The organism is Nitritalea sp., assembly GCF_054166705.1.
In genome coordinates, this window is record NZ_JBSZCV010000008.1 from 40,449 (window position 1) to 62,669 (window position 22,221).

Here is a 22,221-nt window from a genome sequence, read left to right on the forward strand (position 1 = left end):
CTCGACATAAAAGACATGCCCACCCGCTATTAATCTCGCTATACCTCGTGCATGAGACATGATTAGATATAAAGCAATAGATATGCAGCCTACCGATAGTAAAACGAAAGCCCTTCGCTCCGACATGCTATCGGAGGAAGGGCTTCCTTGCTTCGCCTTCATTGTGCTGGGACACGTAGGGCAGTGAGTGATCCTATTCGTTTTACGAATTTACAAATTAATTACCATAATTTGGATTTTGAACCATATTTGGATTGGAGAGCAGCTCATCACGCGGAATGGGCAGAATTTGCTTCCAAGGTTGATCCAAACGCACCGGAGCGGAAGAGTTGACACGATTTACAGCAGCGAGCACTGTCAGCGCGCGATTAGTACGTACGAGGTCGAAGAAAGTATGTCCTTCGAAAGCCAACTCGAAGCGTCTTTGTTTCTCGATCTCTAACAACACCGCATCGGAAGTCATGGCCCCGCTGTAATTAGCTACCCCTGCACGATTTCGTATTCGATTGATGTCTTCTACCGCGGCACTTACACTGCCTGTTCGGGCTAATGCTTCTGCTCGGATTAGGTACATTTCTGCGATTCGAATCAGGTGAGCATTATCGATGTTTCCTGGTTTCTGATACTTGGTGGGGAAGCTTACATTTTGAATGGGGTCGAAGCCGAACATGGTTCCTCTAATGTCATTCGGGTCTGCTTTTATAGCGGCTAAGAAGTCATTGTTGACCGCTAACTCACCACGGCCACCCTGTGCTCCAGGAAAGTACCAAAAGCGCAGTCCACTCTGATCTGCAGCGATAAAATCCAGTTCAAAAATAGACTCAGTGCTGAAGTCAGTAGAGAAAATATTCAGATAGTTAGGCACTAGGCTGTACTTTCCGTCGGAAATCACATCGCTAGCGAAGCTCGCTGCCTGTGCGAAATTCCCCATATACAAGTTAAGGCGAGCCAGTAGTGCTCGAGCTGTCGCCTTTACCGCTCGTGAGCGTGTAAATGAATTACTACTTTGCTCCTCAGGAAGTAACTGCAGCGCAAGTTCTAAGTCAGCTTTTACTTGATTATACCCATCCATCAAGGAGGGACGGGAAGGAAACAGTCCTTCACCTACACCACGCGAAGGCGTCAAGGGGAGTACGACACTAAGTTCCCCGATAACACCTGGCACTCCACCGAATACACGATTTAGATCAAAGAAAGCTAGTGCACGCACTAAATGCGCCTGACCGATGATATTATCACGACGCGAAGCGGCCATTTCAATATTAGGAACCTCCGCAATGATATTATTGGCTTGATTCACGGCTCGGTAAGCCGCCGTGTAGAAGTTGGTGAGCTCTAAGTTAGAGGCATCCAGCTGATAGGTGTCCATTTCGCGATAGAAATCCCAAGTGCCCACACTCTGTGAAATATCGGCAGACACGTCCGCGATGATCTGGAAATTTCGGCCATAATAGGCACCTGCCTGTAGCTGATGGTAGAGCCCCGCGAGCGCCGCATTCGCACTATTTTCATTCGTAAAAGCAGACTCATCGGAGATTTCCAACTCCGGATCTTGGTTCAGCACATCGCAGGAGCTTAAATAGAGCATGCCCCCTACTGCTACTGCGCTTAATATATACTTAAATTTCATAGAAGTCAGGTTTAAAAGGTAATGTTAAATCCGGCCATGAAGACGCGCGGCTGAGGCATTCCAAAGAAGTCAACCCCCTGCGTGGTCGCAGTAGAAGCGGTAGAGTTTACTTCTGGGTCCATTCCACTGTAATTCGTCCACGTCAAGACGTTTTGACCACTCACATAGACGCGTGCCGAGCTCATGCCTAATTTCGAGGCTACGCTACCCGGTAAGGTGTAACCGATCGAGATATTTTTTAAGCGCAGGTAAGACCCGTCTTCCACAAAACGCGATGGTCTTAAATTCGCCGCATAATTCGCGTTCGTCATTCTAGGCACCATCGTAATGTCACCCGGCTGCTGCCATCTGTCTAGCTGGCTGGCCAGGAAGTTCGTGTTACGCGTGCCGCCATGCTCCTGGAAGAAACGGTTCCAGAATAACTGATCATTACCATAAGAATACTGGAAGAAAATCACCGCATCGAAATTCTTATAGCGGAAGGTATTGGTAATTCCACCAAAGAAGTCCGGCCACGCGTTTCCTACTATGAAACGATCTACGTTCGGATCGAAATCTCTTCCTTCTTCCATCGTTCTCCAAATAGGATCGCCTGTTTCTGGATTCACCCCAAGCTGCTCATGCATCCAAAAAGAGTACATCGGAATACCTTCCTCCATACGAATGATGTCGCGGTTATAAACCGGGATGGGCTGTGCCAGACGTTTGATGTTATTTCTGTTTTGTGCGATATTAAAGTTCACGTCCCATGTAAAATCTTTCGTCACAATGGGTGATCCAGCTATCATAAATTCAAAACCCTTGTTCTCCATAGCACCGAAGTTCTGGAAGATACTCGTAAATCCGCTGGAACGTGGTACAGGAACCGCTAAAAGCAAGTCTGTCGTCTGCTTGTCGTAATACTCTAACACCACCGTCATCCGATCATTAAACATCGATAGATCTACCCCAATATTAAACTGGGCCGTACGCTCCCAGCGCAGATCTGGGTTGGCAAGCTGAGAAGGCTCCGTTCCAGGCGTTATCGTGTAGTTCGCTCCCCCTCTCCATAATCCTCTCGACTGGAAGTCATTTATACCATTTTGGTTACCCGTTACCCCGTAGCTGGAACGTAGTTTAAGGTCTGACACTAGCTTACCCTTGTTAAAAAAGGCTTCCTCGGAAATTCTCCATCCTACAGCAGCAGAAGGGAAAGAGCCCCAACGATTCGCAGCGCCAAATCGAGAGCTTCCATCTCTTCGCATATTGACCGTGAAGAGGTACTTTTTATCTAAGCTGTAATTGATTCGCGTAAAGAAGGAAGAAATCCCCCAAGCACTTCCACTAGAAGAAGAGGTCTGCACGGCAGCAGAAGCGATTCTTCTAAAATCATTCGAAGGGAACTGCTGCCCGAAGGCAGATGTACGCTCGAAAGTAGACTCCTGAAGCGTGTTTCCTATTAGGATGCTCAGATCATGACGTCCACCAAAATTAGTCTGGTAATTCAACACATTCTCCTGAATCCAGTTGTCATTTACCGTAACAATCGAGGAAGCATCACCATTTACCGCAGCACCGGCATTAAGTAGCGTATTGATGTATCGGTCTTCTTTAATGTTATTATAATCCACCGAGAAGGTAGACCGTAACGTTAATCCTGGAAAGAACTCAAACTCCCCGTAAACGGTAGCTAACACACGGTTCGTCACCATGGAGATGTCATTCTCATTCACTACAGCGATCGGGTTCTCGAAGATACTGAACTTCGTATAACTGCCGTCCTCCTGAAAAGGAGGTAGATTCGATGGGAAGAAGTGAGCGCCTCCTAATGCACCAGCGATATTATCATCGTTGGTCACACGATTTCGGATATTTCGTGAGTACAAAATGCTGGTCCCAACTTTAATTCTGTCCGAAACGAAAGCATCCAGGTTTAAGCGCCCTGTTCTACGAGAAAAATCCGAAGGGGCGATGATTCCTTGTTGATCGAAATCATTCGCTGACACCAAATAACGGATTTGATCGTTACCTCCCGAAACAGAGACGTCAAAGTTGCGGATCGGTGCATCTCGGAAAACTAATTCTCCATAATTCGTACTATGGGCATTCTCCGGATTCGCATAAATCGGCTGGCCACCATTATTGACCGCCGCCTCGTTACGTAGCATTTCGAAAGTAGGTCCATCCACTAGGTCTGGTAACCTCCAAGCGCTCTGAGTCCCCACATAGGAGCCGATACTAACCTTCGCCTTTTGGCTTTTCCCTCTCTTAGTGGTGATAAGCACCACGCCATTCGCTGCCCGTGCACCATAAATCGCCGTAGCCGAGGCATCTTTCAGAATCTCGATCGACTCGATGTCGGCAGGGTTAATGTCTGCCATAGAGTTCGCCGTACTACCTCCTAGACCGATCGCGGACTGATTACCCGAAACGATCGGGATACCGTCCACTACATATAAAGGGTCATTATCCGCATTAATGGACGTAGAACCACGGACACGCACGAACATACCGCCACCGGGGGTCCCTGAATTCGCCGAAACGAGTACACCTGGCGCTCGTCCCTGCATCATCTGATCGGTACTCGGCATCGGTAGGTTCTCGATATCCTTCGCACTTACAGAAGAGATGGAAGAGGTAAGGGTCTTTCTGTCCTGCTCACCATAACCGACGATTACCACTTCACTGAGTTGACGTACATCCTCATTTAAAGTGACGTCTAAGGTACTGCGCGAACCTGCCGCGATCTCCTGAGCCTGATAACCAATGTAAGAAAACACCAGGATGGCCTCCGGTCCTGGCACATTGATGGTAAATTTACCGTCTAAATCGGTGACGGTACCTGTGGTGCTGCCTTTAACTTGGACACTAACACCGGGAATGGGCTCCTTGTCGTCACCCGAAATCACAACGCCGCTCACGCTCCGCTGCTGTGCCTCCACAAAATGAAAGCACAACAGGAAGAGCAGCAATAAGGGGATAAAGCTTTTCTTCATAAGTATGTAGATTATTTGTACTGGTTGGTATTGAATCTACCAAAAAATATTTTTTTGGCCGCTAATTTATCGAAGAGCGGCCTTTTCGATTGATTAAAGGCAAAAATATGGTTTCAACCATTCTGCAAAAGCGAATAAAAAACTACTAACTACTTAAACAATAGGCCTAAACAAAATATTATATGGCTTTCCTTCGTATTACGTAGAAATTATAGAAAACCCACAATGAATTGAACTTATTTCGGCTTTACGCTAGACTCTAGACTTTCTGAAAATATTCCTGTAAAATAATCCCGCGCGTGCAAAAGTCGACTGCCATACCAGGAAAAAAGCTCCCCATCGACGATGGTAACTTTGGCCCATGGGGCCAAAAGACGGAACTCCTCTATATGTTTTTCCTTAAAGGGAAAGGGTTCGGAACTTAAAAAAATATGCGCCGGCGCCAGCTCCCGCAACGCTGCCGGCTGTATCTCCGGATAGCGCTCCTGCTCCACCACATTCTCAAAGCCCAGCTCCGTGAGCATCTCATGGATAAATGTTCCCCTGCCCGCCAACATATAGGGTTTACGCCAGATAAAATATGCCACGCGGCCCGAAAAACGCGGCCACTGCTGCCGATGTGCACGCAGCTGTGCCACTAGCTCCTCTGCGCGATCGCTGGTCCCAGTCACTGCTCCGATACCCTGTATCATGCGGAAACTATCTTCCAATGTCACGATATCACTCAGCCAGACAGGATACTGACGCGCTAGAGCTTCGATGCCCTCACGCTCATTTTCTTCTTTATTGCCGATGATCAGATCAGGCGCTAATGCATGGATCTGCTCCATCCGATACTGCTTCGTACCTCCTATCAGGGTGCAGTTTTTTTTTAAGTCCGCGGGATGAACACAAAATTTAGTCACCCCTACCAGGCGCTCACGCAGTCCGAGGGCAACCAATAGTTCCGTTTGTGAAGGGACTAAAGAAATGATTCTCTTCGGAAATTCTGGCAAGGAAATTACCCTGCCCATCATGTCTGTAATGTGTCGCATGGTAGGGGAAGCTGCTTAACTTATTTTATATAGCGAAAATCAAAGGTGGGGTCGAACTCCAGTAGAAAGTCATGCATCAGCTGGATAACATCTTCGATATCCTGCTTACTGGCTGTTTCTACCGTGGTGTGCATGTACTTTAGTGGCAGCGAAATCAATGCTGCCGGAACGCCCTCATTACTATAGGCGAAGGCATCGGTATCTGTACCCGTACTTCTGCTGGCTGCCGCGCGCTGGAAGGCAATCCCAGAACGCTTGGCCTGATCGATAAGCAGGTCCAGCAGTTTTTTATGCACTGCCGCGCCATAGGTAAGCACGGGGCCTTTGCCAGCGACCTGGTCTCCACTCTCGATTTTATTATAAAGGGGTGCTGTAGTGTCATGGCAGACATCCGTAATTAGCGCTACCTGTGGCTTAATTCGGGCAGCTATCATTTGCGCTCCGCGCAAACCGATCTCCTCCTGTACCGCATTTACTACGTAGAGACCAAAGGGCAACTGTTTTCCAGAGCTCCGAATGCGCCGCAGCACCTCTGCGATCATATAACCGCCTATGCGATTATCGAGAGCACGCCCGGTGTAAAAGGCGTTATTTAGCTCGCTTAGCTGATCTTTAAAGGTGATCACACAACCTACATGAACACCCATTTCCTCTACTTCTTCCTTGGAGCGGGCTCCTACATCGATAAAGATCGACTGCTGCGTGGGTGCCTCCTCTTTACCTGACTTGCGCACATGGATCGCAGGCCAGCCGAAGACACCGTCTACGATCCCTTTATCGGTATGAATATTTACACGCATAGAGGGAGCGATCATATGATCAGAGCCTCCGTTTCGGCGCACATAGATATAACCTTCCGGGGTGATGTAATGCACGAACCAAGAAATTTCATCCGCATGGGCTTCTATCACGACCTTAAAAGGGTGCTCCGGATTCAAAATGCCTACCGCCGTACCGTATTGATCGGTAAAATAGCTGTCTACATGCGGCTTGATGTAGTCCAGCCACACCGCCTGCCCGCTGGCTTCAAAGCCCGTGGGAGAGGCTGTATTCAAATACTGAAATAAAAATTCTTTTGCTGTCATACTTTCTAATTACTCTAATAAATAACGCAGTTGTCGTGGAGGAGTTCCTATGGCTCAAATTTTAGCCCGAGGCCTTCGGTGGAAGAAGCAGGAGGTTCTGTCTACCCTACAAATCTGCCTCCACTTTCGGGCGGAAAATGGCCCTAGCGTGCAGCCACTATTACGCATGAAAAAGCCGAAGGCATCATTACCTCCGGCTTCATCCGCTCCGGCACAGGGGCGCAGACCTTGGCATGGCGTCCCAAGCCTGCTACTGACCGGAAACTTTATAAAGGAATGTTTCCATGTTTCTTTTTCGGAAGCTGGTCTACCTTGTTTTCCAACATTTTAAAGCCACGTATCAATTTCTCACGCGTTTCTGCTGGCATGATAACTTCATCAATGAATCCACGGTGCGCGGCACGATACGGATTCGCGAACTTGGCCGTATACTCATCTACCTTTTCCTGTAGCTTGGCTTCTGGATCTTCTGCCTCTGCTATCTCCCGCTTGAAAATAATTTCAGCAGCACCCTTAGCCCCCATAACTGCAATTTCGGCCGTCGGCCAAGCAAAGTTTAAGTCGGCGCCGATATGCTTGGAGTTCATCACATCATAAGCACCCCCATAGGCCTTACGCGTAATGACGGTAATACGTGGAACTGTTGCCTCAGAGAAGGCATAGAGCAGCTTCGCGCCATTCGTAATAATGCCATTCCACTCTTGGTCTGTTCCTGGCAAAAAGCCCGGCACATCCACTAGGACGAGCAAAGGCACATTAAAGCTATCGCAAAAACGTACAAACCGAGCCGCCTTAACAGAGGCGTCGTTATCGAGTACCCCTGCCATGGCTTGCGGCTGATTTCCTACGATGCCGATGCTACGTCCGGCAATTCGGGCAAAGCCCACAACGATATTTTCCGCATAATCCTTATGCACTTCGAAGAAAGACTCCTCATCAACAATGCCCGCGATCACCTCACGCATGTCATAAGGTGTGTTTGGGTTATCAGGAATGAGTGTGTCCAGTACCTCTCTTCGTTCGGAAACCAGCATCTCATAAGGATAGATAGGTGCATCATCTTCACAGTTTTGAGGGATGTAGCTGAGTAGTTTTTTAACGTGCTGGATAGCCGCCAGCTCATTAGCACAGGCGAAATGCGTGACACCGGACTTGGAGCTGTGCGCACTAGCACCTCCTAGTTCCTCTGCTGTAACAGTTTCCTGTGTTACCGTCTTCACTACGTTAGGACCTGTCACGAACATGTAAGACGTATTTTCAACCATTAGAATAAAGTCCGTAATCGCAGGAGAGTACACCGCTCCACCAGCACAGGGTCCCATGATAGCAGAGATCTGTGGAATAACACCTGAAGCCAGCGTATTCCGGTAAAAAATATCTGCGTAGCCCCCTAAGGAGACGACACCCTCTTGGATTCGAGCTCCTCCGGAGTCATTAAGCCCGATTACAGGCGCACCATTTTTCATGGCCATGTCCATGATTTTGCAGATTTTCTCTGCATGCGTTTCCGATAGCGAGCCGCCGAAAACGGTGAAATCCTGGGAAAATACATAAGTCAGACGGCCGTTTACTTCACCATAACCTACGACGACGCCGTCTCCTAAATAATGGGTTTTATCCAAGCCAAAATCCTTTGCTCGATGCATCACGAACTTATCGATTTCTTGGAAGGTCCCCTCATCCATTAACAAATGAATCCGCTCGCGCGCGGTTAGCTTGCCTTTTTTATGCTGCGCAGCGATACGCTCCTCCCCTCCCCCTAAGAGTGCCTCCGCATTTTTCTTTTTAAGCAGTTCTATTTTTTCCTGGTTACTGGGTAAAGTATAAACACCTTTCGTCTGACTATCCATATACTAACGATTTAAATTTACCAAATATAAGCAGCAAAAGATGCCACCTAAAACTTTTACAGGCAAAAGAATGATAAATTGCAATAGTTGACGGCATTTTTTATACATACGGCAAAAGCTATGGAATAACTACCTATATTCGCGCAGGGAAAAAAAATCTACATAATGAGCTTCTCTAAAGCCGCCATTATCGATCTGGGAACGAACACCTTCCATCTGCTCATCGTCGAACTCCTTGAGCAGCAGCTTTTTCGTACGGTCTATAAAGAAAAAATACCCGTAAAACTGGGAGAAGGGGGTATTTCTCAAAACCTTCTCAGTGAGGCGGCCATGAAAAGAGGGCTACATACCCTGCAGCATTTCTCCCAGCTCATAGCCTCCGAGGAGGTGACACACCTGCAGGTTTTCGGTACCAGCGCATTGAGAAATGCACGGAATAGCGCCGATTTTCTATTTCAAGTTCGCCAGCGCTTTGGTTTTGACATCCAAATTATAGATGGCGATACAGAAGCACTCCTCATTTATGAAGGCATCCGCCTCTCTGGCGCTCTTAAAGGAGAGCGCGCACTTATGATGGATATCGGCGGCGGTTCAGTCGAATTTATCATCGGCGATCACGAGAAAGTGGATTGGAAACAGAGCTTTGAAATCGGCGGGCAGCGTCTAATGGATCGATTCCATCAACCGGAAGCGCGACTGCTTCCCAGTGAACAGCAGGACGTGCTTCACTTTCTTCATGAAGCCCTCCTCCCGCTTGCCGAAGCCATCGACCGCTATCAGCCGAAACGGCTTGTGGGTGCTTCCGGGACTTTCGACACCCTACACGATATGGACCGCGCTGCGGCAGCCACAGGCCAGCCTCACAAGCGTGAAAAATACCTGACGCATACACTCCCCCTGGATCGCTACCAAAAAATGGCCCAGCAGGTGAAGGAAAGGGATCGCGCAGGGCGTCTCCAGCTGCCCGGTATGATCCCGATGCGTGCCGATATGATCGTGGTAGCCATCTGCCTGATCGATTATATCCTGACCTTGCTCCCCGAAGCCCCGATAACCTGTACCAGCTACGCCCTAAAAGAGGGAGCGGTGGCGCGTTTATTTAAGTCTACCCTTATTTCTTGACGCGCAGGGCGCAAAGAATACCCTGATTTTTGCGCCCTGCGCCCTAAAAATGATTCTATGCAGCTCCTTTCTTACGCTACATTATTTACGTTTACCAAGTCTGTTTTCCTACAGATGGGCTGTCCAGAGCCTGAAGCCGAGCTTGCGGCACGTGTCCTGCTCAGTGCCGACCTACGCGGTGTGGACTCTCATGGCGTCGCCCGCCTGAGTGGCTACGTGCGGCTGTGGGAAAAAGGAAGAATAAATGCCTGCCCAAACATACACGTTGTTCACGAAACCCCCAGCACTGCTGTGGTCGATGGCGACGGCGGCCTGGGCTTGGTCGTGGGCCCATTCGCCATGCAAGTGGCCATGCGCAAGGCCGAGCTGGCAGGTACCGGCTGGGTAAGTGTAAAAAACAGCAATCATTACGGCATAGCAGGCTATCATGCGATGATGGGCCTAGAAGCGGACATGATCGGCATCGCTATGACGAATGCCAGCCCACTGGTGAGCCCCACCTTTTCGCGCGAGCGACTGCTAGGTACGAACCCCATAGCAGTAGCCATTCCTGCTGGTGAGGAGGCCCCTTTTGTGGCTGACATGGCCACTACTACGGCAGCAAACGGAAAACTGGAGATTTTAATGCGTAAAGGCCAGGATGCGCCTGAGGGCTGGCTCCAAGACGCCGCAGGATTACCCACACAAGATGCGCACGGGGTAAAGAAAGGAGGCGCACTGCTGCCTTTAGGAGGAGACCGGGAGCATGGCTCACATAAAGGCTATGCTTTAGGCGCCATTGTAGATATCTTTTCTGCCGTACTCTCGGGAGCGAACTATGGACCGTGGGTGCCGCCCTTCGTAGCCTTTTTAGAGCCTGACCCAAATCCTGTCGGCGAAGGGCTGGGACACTTCTTCGGTGCTATGCGGGTAGATGCCTTCCGCCCAGCGGAGACCTTTAAACAACATATGGATCAGTGGATCCGGCGCTTTTCTTCTGCCCAAACGGTGGAAGGAGCTGAGCGCGTACTCATCCCCGGAGAGCCCGAACGTCAGCTGGAAGCGGAGCGCTCACAAAAAGGTATACCCCTTCTGGCGCCCGTTATCAGCGACTTGCAGGCACTGGGCAAATCGATGGGCCTGCATCTACCGCTTTAGGCAGCGCACCCGCTAAATGGCTGGCTGTTTTAGGCCCAGGGACTTTATCTTCGGAAATACGCGGAGAGCAGCGGGCTTCCACTGCTCTCTGCGATGCAGGAGCTGCTAGGGGTTGTGTGGCCTTTGCGCCTCCGGCGCAAAAAGATCGCTGCTCAAGTAGCGATCGCCTCTATCGCAGGTAATGGCTACGATAAGTCCCTCTTCCAGCTCTTCGGCTAATTTTAAAGCCGCACAAAGTGCTCCACCGCTGCTCATTCCGGCGAGGATTCCCTCTTCCAGCGCCATTCTTCTGGTCATGGCTTTGGCCTCCGCCTCGCTCACATCGATCACCCGGTCCACCCGCTTAGGATCAAAGATCTTCGGCAAAAATTCTGGTGACCAGCGTCGAATTCCTGGAATGCTGGAGCCTTCTGTAGGCTGGGTGCCGACGATTTGGATAGCGGGATTCTGCTCTTTTAGGTACTGGCTTACCCCCATGATAGTGCCGGTGGTCCCCATAGCAGAGACGAAGTGCGTCACCTGCCCCTCCGTATCTTTCCAGATTTCAGGCCCAGTGGTCTTATAATGTGCACGATAATTATCGGGATTTGCAAATTGATTTAGCATATAGTATCCTTCCGAATCGCGTAGGCCTTCGGCAAAAGTGCGGGCATACTCGATTCCCCCTTGCGCATCTGTCAGTAAAACCCGAGCCCCATAAGCCTCCATGGAAAGTACCCGCTCACGGGTGGCATTTTCCGGCATCACCAAGGTCATTTTTACCCCTAGTAGATTCGCGGCCATGGCCAGCGCGATACCTGTATTTCCGGAGGTAGCCTCGATCAGGTGACTTCCAGGCTGCAACTCACCCCGGTGTAAGGCGGCCTGAATCATGTTAAAGGCCGCACGGTCTTTCACGCTACCCGCAGGGTTTTGACCTTCTAACTTGCAGTAAATTTTAACTTTTGGATGGGTAGGAATACGCTGTAAGGCGACAAGAGGTGTGCCTCCGATCAGATCCGTTAAATTTTTCATGATACGCTTTACGTTTTCAACACGTAGACATCCGAGATATCCCCGGAGGCATCGTACATTTTAGACTGATAGTAGATTTTACTACCGGCAGGAACACTTTTTGTCAACCAGACATTTCCTCCGATGATGGAATTAGCTCCGATTACGGTATTGCCTCCTAAGATGGTAGCTCCTGCATAAATAACCACTCCCGACTCGATGGTTGGGTGCCGCTTTTTATCGGCATCCGCCTTATCCACACTGAGGGCACCGAGGGTGACCCCTTGGTAAATTTTTACATGCTCCCCGATCTGTGTTGTTTCCCCGATTACGACACCCGTACCGTGGTCGATACAGAAATGAGCACCTATTTCAGCGCCTGGGTGTATATCGATACCTGTTTTGCTGTGTGCAACTTCGGTAATCATCCGAGGGATCATACGCACCCCTAAATGATGAAGTGCATGTGCCACCCGATAGGCAGCGATAGCATAAAATCCAGGGTAGCTTCGAAGAATTTCCGTTCGTGACTTCGCCGCGGGATCACCTGCAAACATCGCATCTATATCCTGCTGGATGGCATCGTAAATCCTTTCTAGTTGGCAAAAGAAAGCAGTAACCACTTTTGGGGCAGAAGTGGATACGAGATGTTTATTGCGCTGCAAAAGCTGCTCTAAATCATATTCTAAACGCAAGAGCCCTGCGCGGACGGCTGTTTCGCTACGCAGAATCTCTAAGGTGTACTCTGGAAATAAAAGTGCCATCAATTGTTCGAAATACTGATGCACCGCTTGGGGCGAGGGGCAGTCCGGACACGTTTGATGGGCCTTATAAAGTTTTTGTGTAAAGTCAGACATGCTTGAGATTTGGTTAGCTCCTTTTCGTTAGAACACAAAACCCACGCGTATCACGATTGGTTCAGCATAAGGTGATCGTAAATTATCATAAAGGAGGTTATAGAGTAACTTAAAATTAGCGCCTCCACGATCGCCATAGGGAACGAAGTATCCCGCACCTACAAAAAGACCGGGTACCCATTCCCGCTGGAACTGCTCAGACTGACGGTTAAAAACATCTAAATTTAGTGACTCATATTCCGCATGTGCAAAAATATTCGGAAACACATTATAGCGCGTGAAAATGCGTCCACCGAAGATACTTTGATCTCCTCCGATGAAGCGCCGATCGTTAAAATACTGGTAGGTACCTCCTAATCCGGCCGAAAATTTTTCTGTAATCATCACACCTGCCAGCGGCGAGACATCCACAAATGTTATGGTTCCAAACTGCAGGGACAAGTTCGCCCCATAGTACATGCGGTCTTTAAGTGCAGGCGATGCTTCGGGATCTATAAACCGCTGGGCCTGAACTTCCGCTGCTACTGAAAGTAGCAAGCCGAAAACGAAAACAAGGCTAATTTTCTTCCACGACATACACGTCTTCATTCGCTTTTTTCATAAAATATCGCTCACGGGCATATTTTTCTAAGAGAGCATCATTTCCGAGTAACTCCTCGCGCTCTTGGACGAGCTGCTCCATTCTAGATTCATAGTACGCCTTTCGCTTCTCTAAGGAGCGCTTCGTCTTCCATAAATCCAGCTGTACACGTAAACTGCTGGCATCAAAAAAGGAAATCCAAACGCCAAACACCAAAAGTATTATCCAATAGATTTGGCGGCTGTCTTTCCATTTTATGTCCATCATGGTCCTTGTTATTTATCTCTTTCCCAAAGATACGAAACCCGCTTAGAATAATCTAAACCCTACGGATAGGATCAGCTGATTCTGCCGCTGATCGGTATTAAAGCCTTCTATGCCTTGGGCGATACGCCCAAAAGGCCCTTCGTATTTAAAATCGATAATCATATTTCCAATATCTAAGCCGATACCCGCCTGATAACCAAAGGTCGTATTGTTAAATGAAATATCTGCAGGCGCATCCGCTATGTTCCCATCAATTAAAAAACTGGCCACTGGACCCGCTTGAATGCGGAAAAAATTCGCCAGCTTAAAACCTACCATAAAAGGTACATCCAAGCGATTAAAGCTTGCATTTAAGGAAACTTGATCCCCATTTACATTGGCTAAGATCTCCCCGCCCGTATTTGTGAAGAGCACCTCTGGCTGAACGAAAAGTGAATTACCTCCCAGGCGAATAAATGCACCCACATGATACCCCAGTTGCGCATCACCGGACTCGAAACCTGCACCGTTTACGCGGATATTACCCTGATTTACCCCCACTTTAGGGCCTATAGAAAATTCTTGTGCCTGTACGGCAAAGCCCATAAAAAGAAGGGCTACAACCATTAGTTTTTTCATGATGTGTCTGCTTAAGTGTGTTTGTCTTGATTGCCTGTAAAATAAAACGCGCTGGAAGTGATATAGTTATAAAGAAACGTTATACTTCCCTTCCATAGATGCATCCTCTGCATAAAAAAGGCCAAAAAGACCTCAACTGTTAAAAAATCTTAATAAAAAAAGAAAAGTCCCTTACAAACAGCTACTTGTAAGGGACTTTTCTTTTTTCATCGCTAAGAAGGAATCAACCTCCCTCTTGCGGGGTACCGAAGGCGCCTAACGTATCTAATAACACCAGAGCGATAATTAAAGGACATACCCACTTGATGAAGAAAACCCATGCACCGCGTAGAAAACCTTTAAACTCTGGAGCACCACTGGCTAGTTCGTCTGCAAAAGTGCCAATCTTTTTCGCCCAGCCCGTGTACAAGCTGAGCATGAAACAAATTAAAACTACTGCAAAAGTCCCAAACACAAAGTCCATAATGTCAAAAAAGCCTGTTTGGACATTCCCCCCTAATTTAAAGGTAATGGTACTAAAGAAGTTTCCATCAATGGACGAGAGCGCAGAAGGAATAGAGAGCGCCATAGCCGCGATCCCGACGGTCCAGGCGGCTTTTTGACGGCTCCACTTTTTCTCATCGATGAAAAAGGCTACCGGAACCTCCAGCATGGAAATACTAGAAGTAAGCGCCGCCACCAGCAGAAGTAGGAAGAAAAGTGCACCGACCACATTGCCGCCAGGCATCGCATCGAACACTTTCGGAAGCACATCGAATACGAGTGCCGGCCCCCCCGCAGGATCTTTACCCGGAAGGAGGGCAAATAATGCGGGAAACACCATCAGACCCCCTAAGAGCGCCACGATGCCATCCATCCCCGCGATCCAGCCCGCCGAGCCTACGATATTCGCTTTGCGTGGCAAGTAAGAGCCAAAGGTAATCATCAACCCCCAACCTACGGACATAGAAAAGAAGGCCTGTCCGAGCGCTTGTAAAATCGTTTTACCAGTAATTTTAGAGAAATCAGGCTTTAAATAATACTCGATACCTGCAGAAGCACCTTCTAAGGTAACTGCTCTACCTGCTATAAAAACAACGATGATAAGGAGAACCGGCATTAGAAACTTTGCCGCCTTTTCGATACCACCGGAAACACCACCAAGAACGACGGCGATGGTCATAAAAATAAATAAAAAGCACAGTGGAACGACATACGCCGGCGTGCTTTGGAACTCTTTAAAATCGACAGGAATATCGATCAGTTCCGTAAAGATATAGCCGATCGTCCAGCCGGCGATGACGGAGTAATAACTCAACACACAGAAGCAGACCAGGATACAGAGCCCGCCGGCAATTTGCCAAAATTTATTTCCCCCCGTTGCGCGAATCGCTCCGATAGGGTTTTTTCCCGATATTCTCCCTAAAGAAATTTCATTCATGAGGAGTGGTAAACCGATGAGCACCACACAGATCGCATATACAAAGACAAAAGCGCCCCCTCCATTTTCTCCTGTAATGTACGGAAACCTCCAGATGTTACCTAAGCCAACCGCCGACCCGGCTGCAGCCATTATAAACCCTAGTCGAGACCCAAACTGGCCCCTACCCTGAGTGTCAGCACTCATTGCCATAAGAATGTAAACGTTTTAGTGAAATTAATTTTTCTTTACGAACGGGCTAATTTAAGTTGTTTTGCTAAAATACCAATCCCGTCCATAAAACTTTTAGGCTGGTAGCCCAATTCTTTTTTCGCTTTTTCCAAAGAAAATCCTGTGACAGGGGGGCGTTTTGCCGGCTGTGTAAAGAGCGTACTGTCTGCCCGCTGGATCAGGGAGGCATCCAATCCAAAATAGGCTGCGGTCTGCTGGGCCATCGCATAGGGACTTATAAAGTCTTCGCCCGAAATGTTATAAATCCCTTTGGCGCCCTGCGCCGCTATCCGAAGACAGCCATCTGCTAGGTCCTCTGCCAGCGTCGGCGTTCGAAACTGATCGTCTACCACTTGTATCTTTTTCCCTTGCTCTAAAGAGGCCTTTACCCATAAAATAATATTCGAACGGCTCATGTCGTGTGCGATACCGTAGACCAACACGGTTCGTACGATCGCCCAGGGGCAGGTGGCTGCCTGCACGAGACGCTCAGCCTCTAGCTTGGTTTCTCCATAATAGTTTACTGGGTTCGGAAGAGCTTCCTCCCCATAAGGTCCCTCGGTTCCGTCGAAAATAAAATCAGTGGAGAGATGAATCAGGTGGCTGCCGGCCTGCTCGCAAGCGCGAATGATGTGTGCCACCGCCGTTACATTCGCCCGGTAGGCTGCCTCACGGTTTGTTTCGCAGTCGTCTACCTGCGTCATGGCTGCCGTATGGATACATGCCGAAGGCTTCCACTTTTGGAACACCGCTAAAACATCCACCTCCTGCTCCACATCCATCGGCACCCAGTGCACCCCCTGCAGGAATTCTTCCGGCAGTCGCGCAGCACCTCTTCCGGTCGCTAGGACCTGGAAGTGGCCTTCCTGCACCGCCTGAGCTACCAGCTTTTGGCCGAGCAGGCCATTTGCTCCTGTAATGAGCAGCACGGGACGCTTATCTTGGGTAGGTATAGCCATAGGCTTTGGAGATTTTTTCTTTAGACATTTCCTGAAGTGTGACCCGCATGTGAACGGGATTCTCTGGCTTATCCGCTCGATTCGTCTGCTCAGCGGCGATTTTATCGAGTACCTCAAACCCCGAAAGCAGCTGCCCGAAGACAGTATATTCATCGTCAAGGTGTGGGGTCCCGCCTACTTCCACATACGCGCGCACCCGCTCCGGAGCGATTTTTTTCCCCAGATCTAAGGAGTAAAAGGACTCGAGCTCTCCTTTATAGGCCAGTACCAAGCTATCGAGTGCCTGCATATCTCCCGCCTCATACAGCGCAGTATACGTGGCACGAAGCGGCTTTTGGCTCTCCAATCCGAGGTATTTCATAAACTGCTCATTCAGTTTACGTTTATCCGTGGTGAGCTCCGAGGCCGTATATTTCTTTCCTTGGACGATGTAAAACTGGCTGCCACTGGAGGCCCGCTCAGGGTTCACATTATTCCCCATGCGCGCCGCGGCGAGCGCCCCCTTCCGGTGAAAAAGCTCCGGCTTGATCTCAGCAGGGACCGTATACCATTCCTCACGTGGCAACTCCTCTTTCCCGAAGACATCTCCGCCTTGAATCATAAAATCCTGGATGACGCGATGAAACTCGGTGCTGTCGAAACGGCCCGCCTTAGCGAGTTTGAGAAAATTCTCTTTATGCTTAGGCGTCTCATCGAATAAAATCGCCACCAGTTCCCCATGGCGGGTGTCGATACGCACTAGGGTGTCGCGCTCAGAAGCACAGCCCCAGGCCATCAGCCCCAGCAGGAGCATAAAAAGTGGGTTTAGGTACCGCTTATCCATTCATTTGTCTTTTAATTTCCTTTAAAATGCGATCACCACCCGCCTGAAGCACTTCTTCTGCGAGGGCCTCACCTAGGGAGGCAGCATCCTCCACAGGCCCTGAGACCACCTTACTGATACGTTCCTGGCCATCTAAACTCACGATACCACCTGTCAGCTGAAGCCCTTCGGGGGTACTTTGCGCCAGCGCAAAAACCGGGATGCTACAGCCCCCTTCCAGCACACGCAGGTAGGCACGCTCGGCGATCAGGCGCTGCTCCGTATCAGGATGATTACAGGCCGCACGAATCTTTTCACGCAAGGCCGAATCTAGGCTCGTCGCCGCCTCCACGGCCACGCTCCCTTGCCCCACTGCTGGCGTAAACTCCTCTAAAGAAAGGTGATGACGGATAAGCGCATCGTAACCCATTCGATGTGCGCCCGCAAAAGCCAGCAGGAGCGCATCGCATACACCCGACTCCATTTTCGCAATCCGCGTCTGTAAGTTGCCCCGCACCTCCACCGTGCGAATATGGGGATAATAATGCTTTAATGTGGCCACACGACGCGTCGAAGAGGTCCCTAACAGGAGCGGCTTGTCCGGATTTTTATAATCGATCGTATCCAGGTGACTCAAAATAATATCCTGCTCCTGCTCCCGCTCAGTAAAAGCGATCAGTTCGAAGCCCTCGGGCAGGCGGGACTGCATGTCCTTCGCACTGTGCACGGCGATGTCCACTTGGCCGCTGGCCAAAAGCTCCTCCAGCTCCTCCGTAAAGACGCCCTTGCTACCGATTTTCGCGATCGAGACATCTAAGATTTTATCGCCCTTCGTTTCGATGGTGACGATTTCACTGGTCAGTCCCGCTTCCTGGAGCAGGTCCTGGATGTGGTAGGCCTGCCAAAGCGCCAGTTTACTGCCGCGGGTTCCTATTTTTATCGTTTTCATTCTTTTATAGCTCGTTTAAGCGATTTTCCTTTACGCACGCCCTCTTCTATAAAGGAGACGATCTCGCCGGCGATGTTTATACCCGTGGCCTTTTCGATGCCTTCTAGGCCCGGGGAACTGTTGACCTCTAAAATCAAAGGCCCACGCTCACTCTGCAGCAGGTCCACACCCGCTACTGCTAGCCCGAGGGCTTTTGCTGCTTGTAGGGCTGCTTGTCGCTCTGCGCGGCTCAACTTAATCAGGGTAGCCCTCCCGCCGCGATGCAGGTTCGAGCGAAACTCGCCTTCCGCCCCCTGTCGCTTCATGGCGCCGACGACTTTACCATTTACCACGAAGGCCCGTATGTCGGCACCTTTCGCTTCTTTAATATACTCCTGCACGATTATCCTTGCCTTTAAACCATGAAAAGCCTCGATAACAGACTGTGCAGCCTTTTTCGTTTCCGCCAGCACCACGCCCAGCCCCTGGGTACCCTCGAGCAGCTTGATGATCACAGGGGCGCCACCTACCTGCTCCACCAGTGCCTTTTCACCTCCCTTACTGAAATTCGTGAAGGCTGTTTTCGGCATACCCAAGCCCGCCTTCGAAAGAATTTGGAGACTGCGCAGCTTGTCTCTACTGCGGACGATGGCCTGAGATTCTACGGTGGAGAAGGTGCCCATCAGCTCGAACTGTCGCACCACAGCGGTGCCATAAAAAGTCACAGAGGCGCCGATACGTGGAATGATGGCATCGATGTCTGTGAGGTGCTGACCCTTGTAGATGATTTTCGGTCCCTGCTGCTCGATTACCAGGTCGCAGAGCGAATGGTCCACGATAAGCGCTTCATGGCCTGCAGCCACGATGGCCTCCTGCAGGCGACGGGTACTATATAGAGAAGGATTACGCGATAAAACGGCGATTTTCATGGCTTGTGTTTCGTTGAAAGTAAATAGGTAGCCGCCACATCCACTAAAAAGCGTTTGTGTAGGGCTTTTCGTCCAATCAGGACGGGGAAGCGCATTTCAGAGCGGTCTGTCAAGGTGAAATCCACGAGAATATTTTCTCCCCCAAGCAGCATCTCACAGCTCACTTTAAAGCGCAGGCTGGCCACTCCCGTGGAGCTGCGCACCTTTTTTTTCGTAAAATTTTTAGTCCGGATTTCTTTTCCAGTAAAGGCTTTAAACGCTTCGCTCAAAGGCAGAAAACAAAGCACTTCTTCTCCTGTAGCTGCTTTTTCTAAGCGAGCGTAGGAGACATGCATCGCATTGCTGTAAGCTCCTGTATCGACCTTTGCCGCTACGCGGCGGATTCCCCACTCGGGCACGCTGATGCGCTCTCTTCTGCCGATAATGGGATAATTTCCTGCTTGCTTCATGCTCATCAGGCTCTTAATATGCGGTAAATTTGATAGGATAAGGCCGTGTACTGAATTTTAGGATTTGCATTACGTTCGATATGCGTGTAAGCCTCATTTAAGCATACATAAAGCTGCTCAATTTTTTGCGCATTTAAAACCCCGGAGCTAAATTTCTGAATAAATTCCCGCTCTCCTGCTGCACTGCGCATTAAATCACTCAGCTGGCTGCTATGCAAAAGGGCCTCACGGAGGACATTTAGCCCGGCTAACAAGAAGGCTTTTTGGCCCTCCTTTCCCAGCTTGGCGTACTGTTCGGTTTCCTGTGCTAAGCCGGGCACATCGAGGACGTAGCATTTCCGGAGCCACAGCTTGATTTTCTCTGTATAGCTGTCTTCTTCTTGGGTGGCCAGCTGGTAGGCTCGGCGCATATCGCCGTCCGCCAGGGGTGCGAGCTGGGCTGCCTGCGTCTCGGAGCAGTGGCCTGCCTGTACCAAGTGATCGGCCACCTCCTGATCGGTGTAACTGCGCACCGCGATTTTCTGGGTACGCGATAGAATCGTCGTCAGAAGCTGATCCGGCTGGTGGGTAATCAGAAAAAAATAGGTATTAGCAGGTGGCTCTTCTAAAATTTTCAAGATCGCATTCGCTGCATTCACGTGCATAAACTCGGGACACCAGATAAACATCAGCTTGGCCCCACCCTCGAAGGACTTCAGCGAAAGGCTGCGCACGATTTCCCGCGCGCTATTTTTGGAGATGTTTAGCTGCTTCTTTTCCGCCCCTAGGAAATAGAGCCAGTCGCTGGGGAGGCCATACGGTTTTTCCTGAATAAAGCGTCTGAAGCTGGTTTTATCGTCGGATTTCTCGTCCTTCTCGTCATCCTTTGCCGCAGCGCCGGGCAGCGGAAAGATGAGGTGGATGTCCGGGTGCACCAGCTTGGACATCTTCACACAGGCGGCGCAGGTTCCACAGGCATCTTGCTCTTGCTTGTTTTCGCAGACCAAGTAGGTGGCTAGCGCCAAAGCCATAGGTAATGTAGGGCTCCCCACGGGGCCATGAAAAAGCAGGGCATGAGCTACATGCTGCTGCTTGACCGCTTGTATTAATTTTTCTTTTACTTCTCCCAGTCCGGGAATATCGTGAAATAACATGGCCTATTTTTATTTTTCCCAGATCCGGTAAGCGGCCGTCAGTTGGAACACATGCGAAAGAATCGTTTTTTCGACTGCGTCAAAATCCAGCCCGCGGCGCTTCATCACCACGCTGGCAGTCTCCTCGAACTTAGAAAAAGTAAAGGTGCTGAGTCCACTGGCTCCACCCCAGGAGAAGTCCGGCACAAAGTTCCTCGGGAAGCCGGCTCCGAAAACATTGGCGCCCACGCCCACCACCGTACCGGTATTAAACATGGTGTTAATGCCACATTTCGCATGATCCCCCATCAGCAAGCCACAGAACTGTAGGCCTGTCTGCGTGAAGCGCCCCTTACTATAATCCCAGACCTTTACGGGGGCATAGTTGTTTTTTAAGTTGGAATTATTCGTATCCGCACCTAGGTTACACCACTCGCCGATGACCGCATTTCCGAGGAAGCCGTCATGTCCCTTATTGGAGTACCCGAAGAAGACAGCGTTCGACACCTCGCCGCCGATTTTACAGTGCGGACCCAGACTGGTATCGCCACGGACTTTCGCCCCCATGTTTACGACACTGCCTTCTCCCATGCTGAACGGTCCCCGGATGAGGGCACCTTCTTGGACCTCGGCATCCTTGCCGATGTAAATAGGGCCAGTGGAAGCATTTAACACGGCAGCATGCACGCGCGCCCCTGGGGCGATGAAAATATGCTCCGGGGCATAGACCTTGGTGTGGGGGTCTAGTAGCGGCTCAGACACCTGGCCAGCAGTAAGGAGGGCAAAATCTGCTCGGATTTCCTGTCCATTTTGGAGGAAAATATCCCAAGGGTAGCGGATGAGACGCAGCGGCCCCGCAAGTGTCTTGCGCCCCTTTTCAGGAATAGCCTCCATCTGAAAGGTGGGCGTTTCGGCTTGGAAGGCGATCAGCGTCTGCTCCTGCCAGATAGACTCCCCCTTTCGGAGGGCAGCCACAGCCTCCACTAAGGCGGCATCGGGCAGACAGGCACCGTTTATAAAAAGGGTGGCCTCCGGCAAAAGGGGAAATTTTTCCTGTAAAAAATCTTGAGTGAGGAACCCCACCTCTGAAGAGAGATGATGTGCCCATTTTTCGGCAACACGTAAAATTCCTACACGGATATCCGCTACAGGACGTGTAAAGGTAAAGGGCAAAAGACCTGCACGCAAGGCAGGATCATCGAATAGAACCAACTGCTTCATAGCACAAAAATAGAAAAGTCTCCCGAATAACCATTCGAGAGAC

General features: G+C 49.8%; 21 protein-coding genes. 3 read left to right on the plus strand and 18 right to left on the minus strand.

The window, feature by feature from the left end:
* Window positions 1-58: 58 nt before the first annotated feature.
* The gene (locus tag ACXIT9_RS04030) at window positions 59-187 is read left to right on the plus strand and encodes a hypothetical protein (RefSeq protein WP_458054964.1); all 129 of its coding nucleotides are present in this window, start codon (window positions 59-61) and stop codon (window positions 185-187) included.
* A 30-nt stretch (window positions 188-217) separates the two neighbouring features.
* Here ACXIT9_RS04030 and ACXIT9_RS04035 read toward each other — a convergent pair whose 3' ends face one another.
* The 5 genes from ACXIT9_RS04035 to ACXIT9_RS04055 form a co-directional block, all read right to left on the minus strand.
* The gene (locus ACXIT9_RS04035) at window positions 218-1,630 is read right to left on the minus strand and encodes a RagB/SusD family nutrient uptake outer membrane protein (protein ID WP_458054965.1); all 1,413 of its coding nucleotides are present in this window, start codon (window positions 1,628-1,630) and stop codon (window positions 218-220) included.
* Between the two features lie 11 nt (window positions 1,631-1,641).
* A complete protein-coding gene (locus tag ACXIT9_RS04040; RefSeq protein WP_458054966.1) occupies window positions 1,642-4,605 on the minus strand; it encodes a SusC/RagA family TonB-linked outer membrane protein in 2,964 nt (987 codons plus the stop codon).
* A 236-nt stretch (window positions 4,606-4,841) separates the two neighbouring features.
* Complete coding sequence (locus tag ACXIT9_RS04045) at window positions 4,842-5,639, minus strand: ABC transporter substrate-binding protein (protein ID WP_458054967.1); 798 nt, start codon at window positions 5,637-5,639, stop codon at window positions 4,842-4,844.
* 20 nt (window positions 5,640-5,659) lie between these two features.
* Window positions 5,660-6,724, minus strand: a complete 1,065-nt coding sequence (locus ACXIT9_RS04050) for a M20/M25/M40 family metallo-hydrolase (RefSeq protein WP_458054968.1) — start codon at window positions 6,722-6,724, stop codon at window positions 5,660-5,662.
* A 266-nt stretch (window positions 6,725-6,990) separates the two neighbouring features.
* Window positions 6,991-8,574 carry an acyl-CoA carboxylase subunit beta gene (locus tag ACXIT9_RS04055; RefSeq protein ID WP_458054969.1) on the minus strand — a complete coding sequence of 528 codons (1,584 nt, stop codon included), beginning with the start codon at window positions 8,572-8,574 and terminating at the stop codon, window positions 6,991-6,993.
* Between the two features lie 165 nt (window positions 8,575-8,739).
* Here ACXIT9_RS04055 and ACXIT9_RS04060 point away from each other — a divergent pair, with 165 nt between their 5' ends.
* Together ACXIT9_RS04060 and ACXIT9_RS04065 are read left to right on the plus strand one after the other, a co-directional pair.
* Entirely contained in the window at window positions 8,740-9,696 is a 957-nt protein-coding gene (locus ACXIT9_RS04060) for a Ppx/GppA phosphatase family protein (RefSeq protein ID WP_458054970.1), read from the plus strand.
* A 57-nt stretch (window positions 9,697-9,753) separates the two neighbouring features.
* The gene (locus ACXIT9_RS04065) at window positions 9,754-10,833 is read left to right on the plus strand and encodes an Ldh family oxidoreductase (RefSeq protein WP_458054971.1); all 1,080 of its coding nucleotides are present in this window, start codon (window positions 9,754-9,756) and stop codon (window positions 10,831-10,833) included.
* A 105-nt stretch (window positions 10,834-10,938) separates the two neighbouring features.
* On the opposite strand, the gene cysM is transcribed toward ACXIT9_RS04065, so the two are convergent.
* The 13 genes from cysM to ACXIT9_RS04130 all read right to left on the minus strand — a co-directional run bounded on the left by cysM (window position 10,939) and on the right by ACXIT9_RS04130 (window position 22,178).
* A complete protein-coding gene (gene cysM, locus ACXIT9_RS04070; RefSeq protein ID WP_458054972.1) occupies window positions 10,939-11,847 on the minus strand; it encodes a cysteine synthase CysM in 909 nt (302 codons plus the stop codon).
* An 8-nt stretch (window positions 11,848-11,855) separates the two neighbouring features.
* Window positions 11,856-12,683 carry a serine O-acetyltransferase gene (locus tag ACXIT9_RS04075; protein ID WP_458054973.1) on the minus strand — a complete coding sequence of 276 codons (828 nt, stop codon included), beginning with the start codon at window positions 12,681-12,683 and terminating at the stop codon, window positions 11,856-11,858.
* A 27-nt stretch (window positions 12,684-12,710) separates the two neighbouring features.
* Complete coding sequence (locus ACXIT9_RS04080; protein WP_458054974.1) at window positions 12,711-13,259, minus strand: hypothetical protein; 549 nt, start codon at window positions 13,257-13,259, stop codon at window positions 12,711-12,713.
* A complete protein-coding gene (locus ACXIT9_RS04085; RefSeq protein ID WP_458054975.1) occupies window positions 13,240-13,530 on the minus strand; it encodes an FtsB family cell division protein in 291 nt (96 codons plus the stop codon). The genes ACXIT9_RS04080 and ACXIT9_RS04085 overlap by 20 nt, the downstream gene beginning before the upstream one ends.
* A 42-nt stretch (window positions 13,531-13,572) precedes the next feature.
* Window positions 13,573-14,148, minus strand: a complete 576-nt coding sequence (locus tag ACXIT9_RS04090; RefSeq protein ID WP_458054976.1) for a porin family protein — start codon at window positions 14,146-14,148, stop codon at window positions 13,573-13,575.
* A 223-nt stretch (window positions 14,149-14,371) separates the two neighbouring features.
* Complete coding sequence (locus ACXIT9_RS04095) at window positions 14,372-15,760, minus strand: sodium-dependent transporter (protein ID WP_458054977.1); 1,389 nt, start codon at window positions 15,758-15,760, stop codon at window positions 14,372-14,374.
* Between the two features lie 35 nt (window positions 15,761-15,795).
* Window positions 15,796-16,737: an SDR family oxidoreductase gene (locus tag ACXIT9_RS04100; protein WP_458054978.1), complete on the minus strand. Its 942-nt coding sequence runs from the start codon at window positions 16,735-16,737 to the stop codon at window positions 15,796-15,798.
* Window positions 16,715-17,560: a peptidylprolyl isomerase gene (locus tag ACXIT9_RS04105; RefSeq protein WP_458054979.1), complete on the minus strand. Its 846-nt coding sequence runs from the start codon at window positions 17,558-17,560 to the stop codon at window positions 16,715-16,717. Before ACXIT9_RS04105 ends, ACXIT9_RS04100 begins: the two co-directional genes overlap by 23 nt.
* Window positions 17,553-18,488 (minus strand): hydroxymethylbilane synthase, encoded by a 936-nt coding sequence (gene hemC / locus ACXIT9_RS04110; RefSeq protein ID WP_458054980.1) that lies wholly within the window; start codon window positions 18,486-18,488, stop codon window positions 17,553-17,555. The genes ACXIT9_RS04105 and hemC overlap by 8 nt, the downstream gene beginning before the upstream one ends.
* Window positions 18,485-19,396 (minus strand): 30S ribosomal protein S6--L-glutamate ligase, encoded by a 912-nt coding sequence (gene rimK, locus ACXIT9_RS04115; RefSeq protein ID WP_458054981.1) that lies wholly within the window; start codon window positions 19,394-19,396, stop codon window positions 18,485-18,487. Before rimK ends, hemC begins: the two co-directional genes overlap by 4 nt.
* A complete protein-coding gene (locus ACXIT9_RS04120) occupies window positions 19,393-19,845 on the minus strand; it encodes an ATP-dependent zinc protease family protein (RefSeq protein ID WP_458054982.1) in 453 nt (150 codons plus the stop codon). The genes rimK and ACXIT9_RS04120 overlap by 4 nt, the downstream gene beginning before the upstream one ends.
* A gap of 5 nt (window positions 19,846-19,850) precedes the next feature.
* Window positions 19,851-20,978 carry a DNA polymerase III subunit gene (locus tag ACXIT9_RS04125; protein WP_458054983.1) on the minus strand — a complete coding sequence of 376 codons (1,128 nt, stop codon included), beginning with the start codon at window positions 20,976-20,978 and terminating at the stop codon, window positions 19,851-19,853.
* A gap of 9 nt (window positions 20,979-20,987) precedes the next feature.
* On the minus strand, window positions 20,988-22,178 hold the full coding sequence (locus ACXIT9_RS04130; protein ID WP_458054984.1) for a GlmU family protein: 1,191 nt from the start codon (window positions 22,176-22,178) through the stop codon (window positions 20,988-20,990).
* Window positions 22,179-22,221 lie beyond the last annotated feature (43 nt).